Source organism: Methylomonas sp., assembly GCF_023228165.1.
GTDB lineage: Bacteria > Pseudomonadota > Gammaproteobacteria > Methylococcales > Methylomonadaceae > Methylomonas.
This window is the reverse complement of record NZ_JALOBS010000034.1, coordinates 1-17,296: the sequence shown is the minus strand read 5'-3', so window position 1 is coordinate 17,296 and position 17,296 is coordinate 1. Positions and strand designations below refer to the sequence as shown.

Annotated in this window: 17 protein-coding genes, 1 tRNA gene and 2 pseudogenes; 10 read left to right on the top strand and 10 right to left on the bottom strand. The window is 47.4% G+C overall.

Features of this window, described 5'->3' with window-relative positions; all coding sequences use genetic code 11:
* Positions 1 to 1,109: 1,109 nt before the first annotated feature.
* Positions 1,110 to 2,375 carry a glucose-1-phosphate adenylyltransferase gene (glgC, locus tag M0R33_RS19940; protein WP_292573523.1) on the top strand — a complete coding sequence of 422 codons (1,266 nt, stop codon included), beginning with the start codon at positions 1,110 to 1,112 and terminating at the stop codon, positions 2,373 to 2,375.
* Between the two features lie 275 nt (positions 2,376 to 2,650).
* On the opposite strand, the gene M0R33_RS19935 is transcribed toward glgC, so the two are convergent.
* The 9 genes from M0R33_RS19935 to nifH all read right to left on the bottom strand — a co-directional run bounded on the left by M0R33_RS19935 (position 2,651) and on the right by nifH (position 11,466).
* Entirely contained in the window at positions 2,651 to 4,453 is a 1,803-nt protein-coding gene (locus M0R33_RS19935; protein WP_292573521.1) for an ABC transporter transmembrane domain-containing protein, read from the bottom strand.
* 127 nt (positions 4,454 to 4,580) lie between these two features.
* Positions 4,581 to 5,543, bottom strand: coding sequence for a hypothetical protein (locus tag M0R33_RS19930; RefSeq protein ID WP_292573519.1), 963 nt, complete (start codon positions 5,541 to 5,543; stop codon positions 4,581 to 4,583).
* Positions 5,536 to 6,300 (bottom strand): 4Fe4S-binding leucine-rich repeat protein, encoded by a 765-nt coding sequence (locus M0R33_RS19925; RefSeq protein WP_292573517.1) that lies wholly within the window; start codon positions 6,298 to 6,300, stop codon positions 5,536 to 5,538. The genes M0R33_RS19930 and M0R33_RS19925 overlap by 8 nt, the downstream gene beginning before the upstream one ends.
* Before the next feature lie 8 nt (positions 6,301 to 6,308).
* A complete protein-coding gene (locus M0R33_RS19920; RefSeq protein ID WP_292573515.1) occupies positions 6,309 to 6,575 on the bottom strand; it encodes a DUF6129 family protein in 267 nt (88 codons plus the stop codon).
* 137 nt (positions 6,576 to 6,712) lie between these two features.
* The gene (locus M0R33_RS19915; RefSeq protein WP_292573513.1) at positions 6,713 to 6,913 is read right to left on the bottom strand and encodes a 4Fe-4S binding protein; all 201 of its coding nucleotides are present in this window, start codon (positions 6,911 to 6,913) and stop codon (positions 6,713 to 6,715) included.
* A 12-nt stretch (positions 6,914 to 6,925) separates the two neighbouring features.
* The gene (gene nifT, locus M0R33_RS19910; protein WP_292573511.1) at positions 6,926 to 7,138 is read right to left on the bottom strand and encodes a putative nitrogen fixation protein NifT; all 213 of its coding nucleotides are present in this window, start codon (positions 7,136 to 7,138) and stop codon (positions 6,926 to 6,928) included.
* 62 nt (positions 7,139 to 7,200) lie between these two features.
* The gene (nifK, locus tag M0R33_RS19905; RefSeq protein WP_292573509.1) at positions 7,201 to 8,772 is read right to left on the bottom strand and encodes a nitrogenase molybdenum-iron protein subunit beta; all 1,572 of its coding nucleotides are present in this window, start codon (positions 8,770 to 8,772) and stop codon (positions 7,201 to 7,203) included.
* Between the two features lie 183 nt (positions 8,773 to 8,955).
* A complete protein-coding gene (gene nifD / locus M0R33_RS19900) occupies positions 8,956 to 10,434 on the bottom strand; it encodes a nitrogenase molybdenum-iron protein alpha chain (RefSeq protein WP_292573507.1) in 1,479 nt (492 codons plus the stop codon).
* Positions 10,435 to 10,581: 147 nt separating this feature from the next.
* Positions 10,582 to 11,466: a nitrogenase iron protein gene (gene nifH, locus M0R33_RS19895; RefSeq protein WP_292573505.1), complete on the bottom strand. Its 885-nt coding sequence runs from the start codon at positions 11,464 to 11,466 to the stop codon at positions 10,582 to 10,584.
* 412 nt (positions 11,467 to 11,878) lie between these two features.
* Here nifH and M0R33_RS19890 point away from each other — a divergent pair, with 412 nt between their 5' ends.
* The 3 genes and pseudogenes from M0R33_RS19890 (at position 11,879) to M0R33_RS24480 (ending at position 13,242) form a co-directional block, all read left to right on the top strand.
* Positions 11,879 to 12,331, top strand: coding sequence for a TerB family tellurite resistance protein (locus M0R33_RS19890; RefSeq protein WP_292573503.1), 453 nt, complete (start codon positions 11,879 to 11,881; stop codon positions 12,329 to 12,331).
* A gap of 82 nt (positions 12,332 to 12,413) precedes the next feature.
* A pseudogene (locus tag M0R33_RS19885) lies at positions 12,414 to 13,079 on the top strand (IS3 family transposase); the annotation flags it as partial.
* Positions 13,078 to 13,242 (top strand): IS3 family transposase, encoded by a 165-nt coding sequence (locus M0R33_RS24480; protein ID WP_366044349.1) that lies wholly within the window; start codon positions 13,078 to 13,080, stop codon positions 13,240 to 13,242. The pseudogene M0R33_RS19885 and the gene M0R33_RS24480, both read left to right, overlap by 2 nt.
* Positions 13,243 to 13,310: 68 nt before the next feature.
* On the opposite strand, the gene M0R33_RS19880 is transcribed toward M0R33_RS24480, so the two are convergent.
* On the bottom strand, positions 13,311 to 14,237 hold the full coding sequence (locus M0R33_RS19880; RefSeq protein WP_292573501.1) for a chemotaxis protein CheV: 927 nt from the start codon (positions 14,235 to 14,237) through the stop codon (positions 13,311 to 13,313).
* A gap of 122 nt (positions 14,238 to 14,359) precedes the next feature.
* Here M0R33_RS19880 and flgA point away from each other — a divergent pair, with 122 nt between their 5' ends.
* The 6 genes and pseudogenes from flgA to M0R33_RS19850 all read left to right on the top strand — a co-directional run.
* Positions 14,360 to 15,052: a flagellar basal body P-ring formation chaperone FlgA gene (flgA, locus tag M0R33_RS19875; RefSeq protein WP_292573499.1), complete on the top strand. Its 693-nt coding sequence runs from the start codon at positions 14,360 to 14,362 to the stop codon at positions 15,050 to 15,052.
* Between the two features lie 69 nt (positions 15,053 to 15,121).
* Positions 15,122 to 15,433 (top strand): flagellar biosynthesis anti-sigma factor FlgM, encoded by a 312-nt coding sequence (gene flgM, locus M0R33_RS19870; RefSeq protein WP_292573497.1) that lies wholly within the window; start codon positions 15,122 to 15,124, stop codon positions 15,431 to 15,433.
* A gap of 4 nt (positions 15,434 to 15,437) precedes the next feature.
* Positions 15,438 to 15,932 carry a flagellar protein FlgN gene (locus tag M0R33_RS19865; RefSeq protein ID WP_292573495.1) on the top strand — a complete coding sequence of 165 codons (495 nt, stop codon included), beginning with the start codon at positions 15,438 to 15,440 and terminating at the stop codon, positions 15,930 to 15,932.
* Between the two features lie 34 nt (positions 15,933 to 15,966).
* Positions 15,967 to 16,749, top strand: coding sequence for a flagellar brake protein (locus M0R33_RS19860; protein WP_292573493.1), 783 nt, complete (start codon positions 15,967 to 15,969; stop codon positions 16,747 to 16,749).
* 29 nt (positions 16,750 to 16,778) lie between these two features.
* Positions 16,779 to 16,855 (top strand) — tRNA-Arg (locus M0R33_RS19855).
* A 325-nt stretch (positions 16,856 to 17,180) separates the two neighbouring features.
* A pseudogene (locus tag M0R33_RS19850) lies at positions 17,181 to 17,296 on the top strand (recombinase family protein); the annotation flags it as partial.

Below are 17,296 nucleotides of genomic sequence, written 5' to 3'. Positions count from 1 at the left end.
CCAAGCCAGCCATGCTCAAACCATAAACAATGACTTGAAACGATAAAGCCCAACTCTTGGCATCAAATATAAAATTAAGTCTAAGTCCTGGCGGAGTTTAGATAGGTCGATATCGAATCGCTAAAAAGTAACCGTATAATTCTCTGTCCGAAGCTAATGATACAGCTAATTTTTATACTATTAGCCTAAGCCATTAATATTGTAATATATAAACAACAACCCTGGTTGCAAACGTCTTACGCCCAACGTCTTTGACTAACTATCTATTTAATCAATACGCTCTAAATTAACCGCACAAACGCCGGCTTAAGTCAGTGGCGATTTAATGGATAAGATATTGTTTGGCTAAAATAATGACCAAAGCCTTCCAGCGGCATTAAAAACAGCAGAAATCAAGGGGTATTAAAAGTCTTGCAACATCTAATTTATCGGGTGTAAAGTATTACTCAACGACAAAAGAGCATTTATTGAAATTGGTTTCACCGATAAAATTTTTTGCTTAAAAGCAACATTATTATCGAAATCAGCAACTGATTTGAAAATAAACTATTTTTGTTGTTTTACTGGTAACTAAAAGTGGTGTGTTAAATGGGCACGCCAATAACAATAATAAATTTTACCTAGGCCTTAGCCATGCTCCATCCACAGATCAATTTTGGCGCTTTTCGGCGCTTCGTTTTAACTTCCGGCGACTTTGTTCTAGTTATCCGTCAAAAAGCTATGTCGCAACACCTACACTCCCTGCCTGAAACAAGATCTAAATATCAAATCATCTATTCTTCCTGCAATATGCTCAGCCTCTTATTGTACTTAGCCCTCCTTAGCTTGGGCACAGGATGTGCCCGTCTTTTTTGGCTATACAGCATCACTTGTAATAACACCATTCATAATTAATTAGTGAGACTCAGACTATGTACGAAATTATTTACATCTCAACTGTATTGTATTTTTCTTATGTGATTTATGTGGTACGGGGAAACGAAATTGGCGCATTTGTTAAAAAGAACTTTCCAAACGGCTTTCCACTGTTATCAAAATAATAACTAACGAGTAATCGATTCGAATATTATTTTTTAGTGTTGGCATAAATTATAAATGTAAAAAATATCATGACACAGACTCATCATAATATCCATAAACTCACTAGAAATACCATTGCTTTAATTCTCGCCGGGGGGCGCGGCTCCCGGCTCATGAATATGACGGATTGGCGGGCTAAACCTGCGGTGCCGTTTGGAGGAAAGTTCCGAATTATTGATTTTCCCTTATCCAACTGCGTAAATTCCGGCATCCGCAAGATTGGTATTTTGACGCAATATAAGGCCGACTCATTGATTCGCCATGCCCAAAAAGGTTGGGGCTTTATGCGTGGCGAATTCGGTGAATACGTCGATTTAATGCCGGCGCAACAGCGTATTAATGAGACTTCCTGGTATAAAGGTACGGCTGACGCTGTATTACAGAATATTGATATTCTAAGAGCTCGTAAACCAGAACACATTTTAATTCTGGCCGGTGATCACATTTATAAAATGGATTATGCGGCCATGTTAATCGATCATATCGAAAAAAATGCCGAGTTAACCATTGGCTGTCTTGAAGTATCTTTAAAGGAAGCCAGCGCTTTTGGGGTGATAGATATCGATGAAAATCGTAGAGTGAGAGCCTTTATTGAGAAACCGGCCAACCCACCCGTTATGCCTGGTCGAACCGATACGGCCTTGGCTTCTATGGGTATTTATATTTTTAATGCCGATTTCTTGTGGGAACAGCTACTTAACGATGATGAAAACCCTAACTCTTCTCACGATTTTGGCAAAGATATTATTCCTGCCGTGATTGATAAGCATATCGTCAACGCCTATCCATTTTTAGATTTACAAAGTGGCCAACAGAGTTACTGGCGCGATGTCGGCACGATCGATGCGTATTGGGCTGCCAATTTGGAATTGATAGGCGTGAAACCGGATTTGAATTTATACGATACCACCTGGCCGATATGGACCTATCAGGAGCAAACGCCACCTGCTAAATTTGTCTTTGATGACGATGATCGAAGAGGCCAGGCTGTCGACTCCATGATTGCTGGAGGCTGTATCATTTCAGGCTCGACCGTTAGACATTCCATGGTGTTTTTTAATACAACTGTCGACAGCTTCTCACTGATACAAGACAGCATCTTGCTGCCACAAGTCACTATCGGTCGGCATTGCCGCATCAGCAAAGCGATTATCGAAAAAGGCTGCGTAGTACCGGATGGCACCATCATTGGCGAAAATTTTGAGGATGACAAAAACAGGTTTTATGTCAGCGAAGGTGGGGTGGTATTAGTCACGCCTGAAATGTTGGGACAAAAATTACATTTTGTCAGATAGCTGATTAGACTATGGTCACAATTTCTCTAGTCCTTTTGAAAAAAGAATCCAAAAACCAGCAGACATCTTATACGTTCTACCTTTTTGATAACATAAACCAATAAAGGCACTATCACATGGAAGAAAAACGTCACTCATCATCACGTTGGCTTTTATGAATAAAGAAACAAAAATTACAACAAAGGGCATAACAATCACCCCTATTAATTGCCATTGGCTGCCGTGGAAAATTTCAGATGGCTTGCATTAAGTTAATTTTCCCTTACAACAGTCGACTAACAATCGAATTGTAAATTGGCCAGTCTGGCGTAAAGTCCGCTTTGTTTGCGTAGCTCATCGGGCGCACCCATTTCGACGATTCGGCCCTGATCCAACACGATAATGCGGTCGACCTTTTTAACGGTCGCCAGCCTATGGGCGATAATTAGCGAGGTGCGTCCCTGCATCGCAGCGTTTAAACCGGCTTGTACCAAAATTTCCGACTCGGTATCCAAGGCACTGGTGGCTTCGTCCAGCAATAACAACGGGGCGTTTTTCAACATGGCCCGGGCGATCGCTATGCGTTGCCGCTGCCCACCGGATAACCGCACACCGCGCTCGCCCAGAAAGGTTTGATAGCCCTCCGGCAAACGGCGGATGAATTCGTCCACCTGTGCGGCTTGTGCAGCCTTCATCACCTCCGCATCGCTGGCGGTCGGGCGACCATAGCGGATATTTTCCAGCGCATTCGCGGAAAATATCACCGCGTCCTGCGGCACAATCGCAATGTTGCTGCGTAAATTTTGCAAGGAAAGCCGGCGAATATCCCGACTATTAAACAAAATCGCCCCTTGGCTGATATCGTAGAAACGCAGCAGCAATTGAAACAGCGTGGTTTTGCCGGCTCCGGACGGACCGACCAAGGCGACGCTTTGGCCGGCTGAAATAGTAAAATCGATCTGCTCCAAAGCCGGGGTTTGCGGACGGGACGGATAGTTAAAACCGACTTGCCGGAATTGAATTTCCGCAGCGGCCGTAGTAGCGGACAAACCATTCCGACAAACGCTGGCATCGGTGACGGTCGATTGGGTGTGCAGCAATTCCAATAAACGTTCGGTGGCTCCGGTGGCACGCATCAAATCCCCCCAGACTTCCGCCAGCGTGCTGACACCACTGGCCACCAACGTGGCGTACAACACAAAAGAAGCCAGCTGCCCGCCGGACATTTCGCCGGCATGAACCTGTTGCGCACCTACCCACAACACAAATACGATCGAGCCCATCACCGCCATGATAATCAACGCGGACAACGCCGCCCTGAATCGGCTGCGGCGTACCGCAGTGATAAAACTCCGTTCCGCCCGCCGGGTGAAGCGCTCAATCTCGGCATTTTCCTGGGTGTAGGCCTGCACGGTCGGCACCGCGTTGAGAATTTCCGCAGCCAAGGCGGAGGCATCGGCAATTTTATCCTGCGACTCCCGCGATAACTTTTTGACCTGCCGGCCAATGGCAAACAACGGCAGCATCAGCACCGACATCAACCCCAAATTTAACGAGAACAGATAAAAACTGGTCATCGCCAGCATCGCCATGCCGCCTACGCACTGAAACAGGCTGCGCAAGCCCATGGAAATCGAGCTGCCGACCACGGTTTGAATCAGGGTGGTGTCGCCGGTCAGCCGCGACAAAACTTCGCCGGTTTGTAGGGTTTCAAAAAATGCGGGGGATTGCTGCATGACCCGCGCATAGACCGCGCTGCGCAGATCGGCGGTGACCCGTTCGCCTACCCAATTTACCGTGTAATAACGGCCAGCTATGGCCAGCGCCCACACACAGGCCAGCCCGAATAAAGCTATAAAGTGGCCGTTCAGGCTCAACGAAGCCAACCATCCGGAAGATGCCCGGTGCTGCTGCCCAAAGCCGAAATCGATCAAATCGCGAAAGGCTAGCGGTACCAGCAACAGCGTGCCGGAACCCAGACATAACAGCAAAAAAGCCAGCAGCATCCTGCCCCGATAAGGACGGATGAAGGGCCACAGATTTTTGAGCACCGAAAAGCGCCGGCTGGGCGCGTTTTGATTAACGTGTGAGTTTGGCATCCCGGCTTACGGTAGACGAAGGAGCCGATGATTTTCTCACGCATTGAAAAGCATGCGTTTAGAAAATCATCGGCCCGGAACGACTAGCCCTAGAAAATACGCACGAACCCGCCGCAACCGACCCGGTTTAAACGTTATAAGGGCTGGCGATCCAGTCTCTCAATACCGCTTCGTCGCGTTGCCCCAGGTAGGCAAAGTCGCCGGCAATATCTTTATAAACCGCTTCGGCGCAATGGGTGGAGACGTGCTTGCCTTTGATCATGTAAAAAAACCAGGCAAATGGATAGCCGGCCTGGCGATCGAAACGGTTGAGTAGATTACTGAGCGCACTACCCTTTTTGCCGGAAAAATCTTCCAGATACGGCAAAATGTAATGCTGGGTATTTATGATCTCCGCATTGACAATCCGCTCGCCGAAACGCCCTGTATGTTGATAGGGTCGAATGATCCATTCGTCGGATAGCCGTTTTTTCTGCCCGGCACTGCTTCTGTTCCAATCATCCATAAAGCGCTGCACCGGGTGTTCGCCGCGATGACGTTCATTGATGACTTCCATGAACAGTTTGACATCGGTTTTGCGGCGATAGGTGTAGCGCGAATGGCCAAAGCCGAAACTTTCGATGCAAAACGGCTGCAAGGGATCGATAAATTCTTCTAGATCTTCCGGCGGTTGCTGTTCATTCACCAGCATACGATCGGATACTTCATGCGTTTTATCGATCTCAATCAGGGTAAAATCCTCAGCCCTATCGCCGGTTTGCACCACAAAATACAAGGTTTTGCCGGTTTGCTTGGTGGCAATCAACTTTTGCTCGACGGTATAATCGATCAAGGTTTGCAGGTTTTGCCCGCATTCCAGATAGGTACGCTCCGCCCATTCGATTAGATCGTTGGCAATACGCCCACCGTCCATATTCACTACGCCGCCAAGCCGATACCATTCTTCGCCGGTTAAAGCCAGCTGGACTGGGTAATCGGGGACCAGATTTTGCAGTTGGCGCAGCAATAAATCTTCGGTTTGACCGGGGATGATTTGTTTACAGCAATTGGTAATGTCTTGTCCGGCAAGTACTAATCGCGATTCAGTCATGTTCGGAATCCGAGGCGTTGGTTGGATGAAGACGACGTTGCACCACTTCGCGCACGTCAGGTTCGGGATCATTGATTAATCCGCTTAGATTTTTGGGATCGACTTTCAAAGCGGCCGTGTAGCGGACTACCCAGTCGCTGTCGTCAAGCAACGCCACGGCATCTTCGGGCGGCAAACGGTCGGCGACGATGCGCCGCACATCCGAGGACGGATCGTTAACCATCAAGCCCAAACTCACCTCCGGCAGACGCCCGGCCACAATTTTACGCACTTGCACATCGTCATCCTTGATAAAGCGGAACAGCCGACCGGGCGACAAGCGCTTGGCCACCATCAGACGCACGATGTAATCCGGGTCGTTGGCCAATGCTTCCAGGTGTTCCATGTCGATGCGATCCGCCACGGTCATGCGGACTTCCCGGTCCGGATCGTTGATTAAATGCTGTAACTGTGAACTGGGCAAGCGATAAGCCACTGCCCGTCGCACCACTTCATCTTCGTCGGTAATCAGGGCATGCAAGGCTTTTTGGGGCGCATAACGCACGGCTATGGCGCGCCGCTCCCAAAATTTATCATGTAAATATAAGTCGGCGTAGGCCGGGTTGACACGGAAAAAACGATCGATTTGCCGGCCGCTTTCCACAAACACGCAGGTATCGCCGGGCATACACCGGCCCATCAGCAAGGTTTTGTTTCGGAAAGGGCAAAGACTGCAATCGGCCAAGGGCAGCGAAACGGGCTCGGTAGGTTCAACCATGGGTAAACCTATTCCTCGATGACTTCGGCGATCACAATGCCTGTAGCGTTCTCATAGTTGTTGGTCAGACATAGACAGTGTTCCCGACCGTCAACCAAATAAATATTAAAAGACTCGCCTTCCAACACCGGCTCGTTATTCGGCAGGTCATCTTCCATACAGTAGGTAAAGTGTATGCCCGGATATTCACTCCGGAGGGCCGAGACCACCGCTTCATTCAACGCCTGGCTACGGAGGACGGAAGCAATGCGTTGCACTTGTTCTGAGCTGATCATGACGTATTCCTGTTTCAAATCGGGAGCATGGCGACGGAGGCCGGAATAAACCTGATCAGCGTTAGCGGAATCAGGTGCTTCCGGCGGAACTCAGGTTTGCCGGAAAGGCGCGATGCGCCTATCCCGGTCTGGATTAATCAAGCCACCAACGGTAATATGCAGTTATCGATGGGGCAAACTTTCACGCATTGCGGTTCATCGTAATCACCGTTACATTCGGTGCAGGTTTTCTTGCTGATCTCGAAAACCACGGCACCTTCCTTGATAGAATCGGTCGGGCAAACGGGTTTGCAATCTCCGCAGGAAATACATTCTTCAGCAACAATATATAGAGCCATGGCGGCCTCCTTTTATAAACGTTTTGCTTGCAAAGTCAGGGGGATTTTCGGCGCGGGCTCCATGGGTTCGAAGTAATACTTAGAACCGTCACCTAATACCACTTCACCACCCCATTTTTCCGGGCTATCGAATTCAATCGTTTCGATGGTTTCTTCCAGATCCTTTTTGGCCACGTAAAACAGTAACTTACCATCTTCACGTTTTCTGAGCATGACGCTGGGCATAGGGTTCTCCAAAGCAAAAAAAAGCAGGGTGAGCATAGCCCACCCTACGGGGATCGACGAAATTAACGAATCAAATCGTAGTTGTAGTCGGTAGTTCCCATGCCTTTGGTTTCTTTATCCAATTGCTCCAGGACGGCGTTCACCAAGGTGGTCAGCATATACATCGCACCTTCGTAACCCAGGGTTGTCATGCGGTGTAGATGGTGACGGTCGAAGATGGGGAAGCCGATGCGGATCAATGGCACTTCGTCCGCTTCACCTTTGTAGAAGGTATCGCGTTGGATGAATTTACCATATGAGTTGCCGATCATGAAGTCCGGTTTGTTGGTAAACATCAAGGAACGGAAATGCCACAAGTCTTTACCGATATGTACCGTAGCGTTTTTACCGTAAGGTGATGCTGCCAACACTTCTTCGCAGGCTTTTTTGAAGCGTTTGTTGGCATGGTTAACCAATACATCCGTTACTTCGGCGCCCATTTCCAACAGGAATTTGGTCATACCCAAGGCAAAGTCGGCATCGCCGTACAAAGCGAATTTTTTGCCATGCAACCAAGCGTGCGAGTCGGTCATCATATCCACTAAACGGCCGCGCTCTTTTTCCAGTGAAGCTGGGATAGGTTTACCGGTCAATTCCGAGACTTTCATCAACAATTGGTCTGTCCATTCCAAGCCCATAGGAATGTTCAGTTTAGGCGCATCGTGCTTCCAGGTGTTTTGCACGAATTTTTTGGTTTTTTCCAACTGCCAAGGTTGCAACAAAATGGTGTCGATGGCGTTAGGCGCATCTTTGACTTCATCCATGGTAGTACCACCGGCATACATACGGAACTCGCCGTCCGCAGGCGTATCCAGGGTTTCCGTAGGATCGCTCATCAAGGTGTAATCAACGCCCATTTCTTTCATCATCCGAGCAATGACGCGGAAGTTGCCTAAATAGGTTTCGAAACCGGGCACAAAGTTGATTTTGCCGTTGGAGCCGACTTCTTTACCTTCCATAAAGTTCAAGGTGAAGTAGCGAGCAATACCTTCGAACATGTTGTCCCAACCCGTGGTATGGCTACCGACGAAGCTTGGCGTATGCGCGAACGGTACGGGATAATCCTCATCGATATGACCGTCTTTTTTGGCGTTGTTGATGAACGCATTCAAGTCGTCACCGATCACTTCGGCCATACAGGTAGTCGATACGGCAATCATGGCGGGTTTGTATAAGGCTTTCGCATTTTCCAAACCAGCGAACATATTTTTCTGACCACCGAATACCGCCGCGTCTTCGGTCATGGAGTCCGATACGCAAGAAACAGGCTCTTTGAAATGACGGTTGAAGTAAGTACGGAAGTAAGCCACGCAACCTTGCGAGCCGTGCACGTAAGGCATGGTTTTCTCGAAACCCAAGGCGCATAAAACAGCACCCAACGGTTGGCAGGCTTTGGCAGGATTGACAGTCAGAGCTTCACGGTTGAAGTTCAGCTCTTGATATTCTTTGGTGGTCGTCCATTGAAATACTTCGTCGATTGCTTCTTGCGGATGACGCTCTTCATACTGCGCTTGTTTGTTAGCGATATTTTCCTTGTATTCATCGTTTCTGAATAAAGGGTAACTGGGTTGAATGTTATCGACTTCTTGGCTCATGATAATCTCCTAACGCGCCACTAATCTGTGGACTACGTGTTGAGGAAGGGGTACGCCAAAGCCTTTGAGGGGAGGCGCGTACCATGTACATTTTCCGGAACTTCTAGTTGTGCGCACCTATGCGACAGCGCTAGCCGAACCGATCAAACTGGGCTGAAAAACAACCCAGTTCAAGACTAACGATTAGGCGACCGCCTTGACGGGCTCGCTAGCAGCTTCGGTTTTCCAAGGCGCTTTAAAGCTTTTCCAGCAAGGGTTATTAATGGTCATATCCATATCACGGGCAAAGATGGCAAAGCCGTCATAACCATGGTAAGGACCGGAATAATCCCATGAGTGCATTTGCCGGAACGGCACGCCCATTTTTTGGAAAATGTATTTCTCTTTAACGCCGGAACCAACCAAGTCGGGTTGCACTTTTTTGACGAATTCTTCGAATTCGTAGCCGGTGACATCGTCATACAGCAAAGTCGCGTTACCCATTTCCTTGATGGTACGATCGTAATCGTCGTTGTGGCCGAATTCATAACCGGTACCGACCACTTCCATGCCTAAATCTTCATAGGCACCGATCACGTGGCGTGGACGCAAGCCGCCGATGTACAACATCACGCGTTTGCCTTCCAATCGGGGTTTGTATTTGGCAATAACCGCATCGTAATCCGCTTTGTAACGCGCGATAACGCGTTCCGCGCCTTCTTTGATGGTGTCATCGAAATGCTCGGCGATTCTACGCAAGGACTCGGCGATTTTGGTTGGGCCGAAGAAGTTGTATTCAATCCAGGGGATAGAATATTTTTCTTCCATATGGCGGGCGATGTAGTTCATTGAACGATAGCAGTGAATCAGGTTCAATTTCACTTTTGGGGTTTTTTCGATCTCGGCAATAGTACCGTCTCCGGACCATTGAGCAACAACCCGCAAACCCATTTCTTCCAATAATGTTCTAGAAGCCCAAGCGTCACCGCCGATGTTGTAGTCGCCGATTACGGCAACGTCATACGGTGTGGTTGGGAAGCTATCGTCACCGTCGCGTTTTTCCAATACCCAGTCACGAATCGCGTCGTTGGCGATGTGGTGACCTAAGGATTGAGATACGCCGCGGAAACCTTCGCAACGAACTGGCACGATAGTTTTGCCGTGTTCTTTATTTTTGACCTTGGCAACCGCTTCAATATCGTCACCAATCAGACCGATTGGGCACTCTGATTGAATTGAGATACCTTTGTTCATTGGGAACAATACTTCGATTTCATCGATCAGTTTGGCCAGTTTTTTATCGCCGCCGAATACGATGTCTTTTTCGGTAAAGTCGGAAGTAAAGTTCATGGTACCGAAGGTGTTGATACCTGTGGTACCGACGTAGTAGTTACGGCGGCCGGCGCGGGAATATTGTCCGCAACCCACAGGACCGTGAGAAATATGGATCATATCCTTGATCGGACCCCAAACCACCCCTTTGGAACCGGCATAGGCACAACCACGAATGGTCATGACGCCCGGCAAGGATTTACGGTTTGAAGTAATACATTTGTTGGCCTTTTCCAGGCTTTGATCGTTAATCGCTAAATGTTTTTCACGATCTTTTTTTGCTTTTTCGGGATAGACTTCCAGCACTTCTTGAATAAGCGCTTCGGTCTCTTCTCTTGTCATGGCAGCCATGATGTTATCCTCCAGTGGCCCGTGGGTAATCCCCCAACAGACCTCGATTAGGAACTATAAATGTAGGTTGGGTTAGGCGCCAGCCGTAACCCAACACGTTGGCTTTGCAATGTCGGGTTACACTTCGCTAACCCAACCTACACGGTTTTACGCAGTCGCTTCAGCTGCCGCGGTAACACCGACAGCGCTTTCGTCTACTTCTTCCATCACACCAAATTCCATCAACATGTCTTCCAATTCATCCATAGTGATAGGCGTTGGAATGACCAATTGTGTGTTGTTAAGGATTTTGCTGGCCAGATCGCGATACTCTTGAGCTTGTTTAGCTCCAGGTTCGTATTCGATCACAGTCATACGGCGGATTTCAGCACGTTGTACAACGTTGTCGCGTGGCACGAAGTGAATCATGTGTGTGCCCAATTTAGCGGCCAATTCCATGATCAGTTCGTCTTCGCGAGCGGTTTGACGTGAGTTGCAGATCAAACCGGCCAAACGTACGCCGCCTGAGTTAGCATATTTCACGATACCTTTAGCGATGTTGTTGGCTGCATACATAGCCATCATTTCGCCAGAGCAAACGATATAAATTTCTTGGGCTTTGTTTTCACGAATTGGCATCGCGAAACCACCGCATACAACGTCACCCAATACATCGTAGAATACGAAGTCTAAGTTTTCGTCGTAAGCGCCTTCTTCTTCCAGGAAGTTGATGGCTGTGATAACACCACGGCCCGCACAACCAACGCCAGGCTCTGGACCGCCGGATTCAACACATTTAATGTCGCGGTAACCGACTTTCAATACGTCTTCCAGTTCCAAATCTTCCACGCTACCCGCATCGGCCGCCATTTGCATGATGGAGTTTTGCGCTTTTGCGTGTAGAATTAAACGTGTGGAGTCGGCTTTAGGGTCGCAACCAACGATCATTACTTTTTTGCCGAGCTCAGCCAAGCCGGCAACCAGATTTTGAGTAGTGGTCGATTTACCGATACCACCTTTTCCGTAAATAGCACATTGACGTAATTTCGCCATGATCTTCTCCTCTTGTAAGACTTGTAGTGAATGACAATAGAGATATTGCAATGGCCGTGCCAACGCGAAAAATAACAATAACCAATTGATTTAAATAGAATAAATACATAACAGCCTACAGACTACCCTAGTTACATAACCAACAAATTGTTTGTTGATGTTATGTAACCAACAGAAAAAATAAGGTTTTGTATTGTTGCCGCCACCTCGAACAACATATCCGCCGCGAATTGGCTTTGGATTAGCCAGATGTGCAGTCTTGACCCCTTTCCATTTCCGCCAAAACTTATGGTCCAGCTGGAACCTCTGGATGTTCAGTTATGTCCTGAACAAATTTCTCAAATCAAATTGCACCGGAAAAGCCCTATAGTGCTTGCCGAAGCAATTTAACAACCCCGGAAACGCCTTATATATGCTGAACCAAATCAAACTGTTTTTTGAACAACATCTCTCATTACCGTCGCCGGAAAACAGCACGACAGAAGAGCAATTGAAATTGGCCAGCGTGGCGCTGTTCATGGAAATGCTGCAAATGGACGACATCGAGGATCAAAAAGAACGCGCGCTGATTTTGGCGTTGGTTAAAAAAGACTTTGTATTAACCACCGAGCAGGCCGAGTCCTTGATCGCCTTAGCTGAACAACAAAGAGAACAAGCTACCGATTATTATGAATTTACATCCTTAATTAACAAACAATGCAGCCTGCCGCAGAAAATTCAATTCATTGAAGCCCTGTGGCGCATTGCTTATATAGACGGTGTATTAGACGTGCAAGAAGAATATCTGGTCAGAAAAATAGCCGGCCTGCTGCATGTGCCGCATATCGACTTTATCATGGCCAGGAACCGGGTTAACCCAAGCTAAATTGTAAAACGTCAACCTTGAGCAGACACGCCACCAAGGTAACCTTAAGAATGTCTTATATCGGCAGACTCCTAACCACCCACTGCTGACAGATGGGATTCCACTTCAGGAAGTTACCAGCGCTTATTACGATTGGTTAAAAACCCCTAAAGACAGCGCTAAAGATCAACAAGATCGAAAAATAGCCGAAACAGCCAGGCAGATTTTTATCGACAACAAGCAATGCTTTGGTTCGCGTCGCCTAGCCGATGGCTTGCAAAAACAGGGCGTTACCATCGGTCGTTTTAAAACGCGGCGGCTCATGCGAGAGCTGAAATTGCAGGCGCGCTATCCCAAGCGATTGAAAGTCACGACCGACAGCAACCACAATGAAAGCATTTCGCCCAATCAATTGGATCGGCAATTTCAAGTCGCCAAGCCTAATCAGGTGTGGACGACCGATATCACCTATGTGTGGACCCTGCAGGGCTGGCTTTACGTTGCGGTAGTCATTGATCTCTTTTCCCGCCAAGTCGTTGGTTGGGCGATTGGCGATCATATGCGTACGTCACTTTGCATCAACGCTTTGCAAATGGCCTTCTGGCGCCGTAAACCGCCGCCCGGCTTATTGCATCATTCCGACCGGGGAGGCCAATATGCGAGCCGAGACTATCGTCAACATTTGGCCGTGATGACGATGGAGCAGAGTATGAGTCGAAAAGGTAATTGCTGGGATAATTCACCAACCGAACGCTTTTTTTTGCAGTTTGAAGTACGAACAACTCAACTACGAAAAATTCAAAACCCAAGAAGCGGCGAAACTGAGCGTGATCGATTATTTGGCCTTTTACAATGGCCGCCGATCACACTCAACATTGGGCTATCAATCCCCAATCGAATTCGAGCGGGAATTTTATAGAAACGCTGTCTGAACAGGTGTCCGGTTTTTGTTGACCATTACAGCATGCGCTGGATTATCGTTTCGACACACTTTGCCACGTCAAATGGAATGATGCGTCCTAAGTTGCTTTTGAACTGCCGTCAATAACGAATCCGGATCAAATTTGGCTAAAAACTCGTTGGCGCCTACTTTCTGCACCATTGCAGTATTGAACACTCCGCTTAGCGAAGTATGCAAAATCAGGTAAATATCGCGCATGACCGGATCGCTTTTGATTTTGGTAGCCAAGGTATAGCCGTCCATACGCGGCATTTCGACATCCGATATGATCATGGCGTAGCGATCCTGAATCTTGACCCCATCGGCAATCAATTGGGTTAAGTGTTCCCATGCTTCGAGACCATCTTTAAGCGTCGTACATTCGATACCGATTTGTTCGCACACCCTTTTGACTTGATTTCGCGCCACCGAAGAATCATCCACCACCAGGATATGATCGTTTTTCCCTGATACGTCAGCATCTATGATTGCCGCCGCGGCCTCTTCCCGACCACCCATCACTTCTTTCATGACCTTTTCGACATCGATCACTTCAATCAATTCACCATCCACATTGGTAACAGCGGTCAGATAACTTTCCCGTCCCGCACCGCTGGGCGGTGCTTTTACTTGCTCCCAGCCTATATTAATGATGCGATCGACCGAACCTACCAAAAAACCCTGGATGGATCGGTTATATTCGGTAACGATGACATACCCTCCCTCTTCGCGGGATAATGGTCGCATGCCGATAGCCATAGACAGGTCGAGGACCGGAATGGTTTTTCCACGTAGATGCGCAACGCCACAAATAACGGAATGAGAATTGGGGATCTGAGTGAGCGGTGGGCATTGAATGACTTCCTGCACTTTGAATACGTTAATCCCGAATCGTTGCCGACTTGCCAATTTAAATAACAATAATTCAAATCGATTATGCCCCGCCAGCTTGGTACGCTGATCTACGCCTTCTAAGACACCAGCCATAAATACCCCCCTCTAAAAAGTAACTGAAATAATTATAGCCACTTTGAGTTATCGGACTGCCATTAATTTCTTGGTATGTTTCATGCTTGATTGAAGTCAGAGTCAATAAACCGACATGCGCTATGAAAACAATAACCCTAACCTTCTATTTGTTACTGCTTGCAAGCCCGCTAACCGCAGCGGCTACATTTCAATCATTAGATGCCATACAAGAGGCCGTGCAAAGCTTCGTAGAATCGTCACTTGATCCCGCGGGACAATATCAAATCAGCAGTGCTCAAATCGATCCACGCTTACAGCTGCCGGCCTGTAGCGAAAAATTGGAGATATTCCCCCAGTCCGGAAATATAAGACCCGGCCGCAATACCTTGGGTATCCGTTGTGTCGGCATCAACAACTGGACAATCTACAGTACCGTAATAGTCAAATCATTCGAAGCCGTTTTGATTCTAACAAAACAACTCAGCAGAAACGACAAGATAAGCCTGGAACACCTAACAACCGAAACCCGGGAAACCTCCACTTTACACCCTGGATACCTTAGAGATCCGAACGACGTCATTAATAAGCAAGCAACGCGCACCATCCCGGTCGGCAGTGTGTTGTATCGATTCCATTATAGAGAGCCCACCCTGGTGAAGCGCGGCGAACGCGTCAGCATTCAATCTGGCAAGCCCGGTTTACTAATTACCTCGGCTGGCGTCGCCATGGCGGATGGCATAAAAGGCCAGCAAATAAGCGTTAAAAACCTATCATCGCAACGCGTCATACAAGCCACAGTCATCAAGCTTGGATTAGTAAGCGTGTATTTCTAGTAATTAACTAAAGGATTCAGCCATGATGCCGCTAAAAGACGTATCCAAATTTTTCATAGGGATACCGTCATGGCTATTCAATCCATCAACAATGTCAATGCCGCTAACGTTGCCACACCAACCAAATCGGCGAACAAAAGCTCGCTTGAAGCGAATAAACAGCCCGATAATCTTGCAACGGATGCCGATACGATCAACATTTCCACAGCCGAAGGCATCAAAAAGGCAGTGGATGTCGGCGCGTCATCCGCCGCAGTGGTTGATGAGACTCGCGTTGCAGAAATTAAGGCGGCCATACAAAGTGGCACCTACAAAATTGATCCGGACCGTGTTGCTGAAAAAATGATGCAACTGGAAACAAAAATAGCCAATTCGACCTAATGCCATGATAGAAAAAACCTTTCCCATCGCAGAAAAATTGTTATCGAACGGTCTTAAATTGACAGAAAAGTTGTTTGAACTGCTTAATGCTGAATACGAACAACTGAAAGTCAAGAGCGACCCCATGACCATCGCATCCCTTGCCGCGCATAAAAAAGACGTGGTGGCGCAATTAGAGCAATTTTCAAAACAGCTGGGCCAAGTATTGGCAACCGAAAAATTACTGGTCTCACAGGAAGGAATCCAAACTTATCTTGCCAAAGCCAAGGCAAGCGGGATTAATATCGCCGATTCCCATAGATACTGGTTGGATATTGCAGCATTAACCAAAACCTGCCGCACCTTAAATGAAAAAAACGGTGCCAGTATCGACTTATTAAGCCGCCACACTCAGCGGGCTCTGCAGGTCTTACGCGGTAAATCGCAACTGGCTACAACCTATGGACCTGACGGCAGCACACGTAGCGAGCTATTTTCACATACCCTCATTTCGGTGTAGACTGCACAAAATAAAATACCTACACTGATTTAGCATGTTCGATAAGTTCAAGAGTTTGTTCACCAAAAAAGTGGCTGACAACACGCCCGAGGATTATGACGATCTCTCGCCTTTTGAAAATCCAAACTTCATTACTTCGCCCGACAAAATCATTAATTTGCTATCCGAAATAGAACAAAGCTCTCCACTTTGTACGGTTCAAATTGACGGAGCCCCGCAAGAGTATAATTCATCCATCCTAGGCATCAAGACCGAGAAAAACTTGATCATTTTGGATGAACTGATACCCAAGGAAGGCAATGCAGCACTCCAAGCCACTCGGTCTTTAAAGTTATCCACATTCCACAAAGGCATTCATTTATCCTTTAACCTGTCTGACATCGAAATGGGGCACTCGCGGGGCATCTCGTATTACAAGACCAACCTGCCCGATCGAATATTTTATCCTCAACGTAGACGAGCCCCACGCATAGAGATCAGTTCGATCGATATCGCTTTTACTGGCGTCTCCGAGCGTACCGGCATTTCAGTCAGCGGCTATCTCTTTGACTTATCGCGCGGCGGTGCCGGCATCGATCTCCCGGTTAATCGCGCTCGAGTACAACGCGGGGACATTATCAAAAACTGCCAAATCAGCTTCGAAGACTACTTAATGGACTTCGATTTTTCGGTTCGCTTTGTAAAACCCACCTCGCCAAGCCTGCCTAAAGTTCAACTAGGCGGTTTTTTTGAAAATCTATCCAGCAAAAGCCAAGCCAAATTATCCTACTTCATTACCTCACTGGAACGCGTCGAAATTAGAAAACAAAAAAATTAACGCGGCACCCTATGCTAAAATTTCACAAAGTCCCGGTAGCTCAGCAGGATAGAGCAGCCCCCTCCTAAGGGGCAGGTCGGACGTTCGAATCGTCTCCGGGACGCCATATAAATCAATGTCTTATCGTGTTTTAAGGTCTCTATAAAACTCCAATGATCCACTGATGATCCACTGAAAAAATAAATAACATCGAAAATTGACAACAAAAAAGCCAGTGAACCAACCAAGGCCACCGGCTTTTTTATTGGCTTAGCTTTAGCTGAATGAATCAGCCAATCATCAAAACAATTGTAAATAATGTATACATTTTTTTACACTTTCCACCACACCCGCAAACCCGCTTTACACCGTGTAAATAAAAGTTAATTTGACATTTATTTTACAAGGGTTAATCTGTATTTAAGACATTAGTTTACACACAGGCGGGCATTATGAAAGGTCAAAACGTTGGATACATCCGGGTAAGCTCAACATCACAAAACACTGAACGCCAGTTGGCCGATGTGGCGCTTGATCGAATCTTTACCGACAAAGCCAGCGGCAAAGA

Coding starts and splice junctions, on each gene's coding strand:
- glgC (WP_292573523.1), top strand. CDS start 1,110: ATGACACAGACTCATCATAATATCCATAAACTCACTAGAAATACCATT.
- M0R33_RS19935 (WP_292573521.1), bottom strand. CDS start 4,453: ATGCCAAACTCACACGTTAATCAAAACGCGCCCAGCCGGCGCTTTTCG.
- M0R33_RS19930 (WP_292573519.1), bottom strand. CDS start 5,543: ATGACTGAATCGCGATTAGTACTTGCCGGACAAGACATTACCAATTGC.
- M0R33_RS19925 (WP_292573517.1), bottom strand. CDS start 6,300: ATGGTTGAACCTACCGAGCCCGTTTCGCTGCCCTTGGCCGATTGCAGT.
- M0R33_RS19920 (WP_292573515.1), bottom strand. CDS start 6,575: ATGATCAGCTCAGAACAAGTGCAACGCATTGCTTCCGTCCTCCGTAGC.
- M0R33_RS19915 (WP_292573513.1), bottom strand. CDS start 6,913: ATGGCTCTATATATTGTTGCTGAAGAATGTATTTCCTGCGGAGATTGC.
- nifT (WP_292573511.1), bottom strand. CDS start 7,138: ATGCCCAGCGTCATGCTCAGAAAACGTGAAGATGGTAAGTTACTGTTT.
- nifK (WP_292573509.1), bottom strand. CDS start 8,772: ATGAGCCAAGAAGTCGATAACATTCAACCCAGTTACCCTTTATTCAGA.
- nifD (WP_292573507.1), bottom strand. CDS start 10,434: ATGGCTGCCATGACAAGAGAAGAGACCGAAGCGCTTATTCAAGAAGTG.
- nifH (WP_292573505.1), bottom strand. CDS start 11,466: ATGGCGAAATTACGTCAATGTGCTATTTACGGAAAAGGTGGTATCGGT.
- M0R33_RS19890 (WP_292573503.1), top strand. CDS start 11,879: ATGCTGAACCAAATCAAACTGTTTTTTGAACAACATCTCTCATTACCG.
- M0R33_RS19880 (WP_292573501.1), bottom strand. CDS start 14,237: ATGGCTGGTGTCTTAGAAGGCGTAGATCAGCGTACCAAGCTGGCGGGG.
- flgA (WP_292573499.1), top strand. CDS start 14,360: ATGAAAACAATAACCCTAACCTTCTATTTGTTACTGCTTGCAAGCCCG.
- flgM (WP_292573497.1), top strand. CDS start 15,122: ATGGCTATTCAATCCATCAACAATGTCAATGCCGCTAACGTTGCCACA.
- M0R33_RS19865 (WP_292573495.1), top strand. CDS start 15,438: ATGATAGAAAAAACCTTTCCCATCGCAGAAAAATTGTTATCGAACGGT.
- M0R33_RS19860 (WP_292573493.1), top strand. CDS start 15,967: ATGTTCGATAAGTTCAAGAGTTTGTTCACCAAAAAAGTGGCTGACAAC.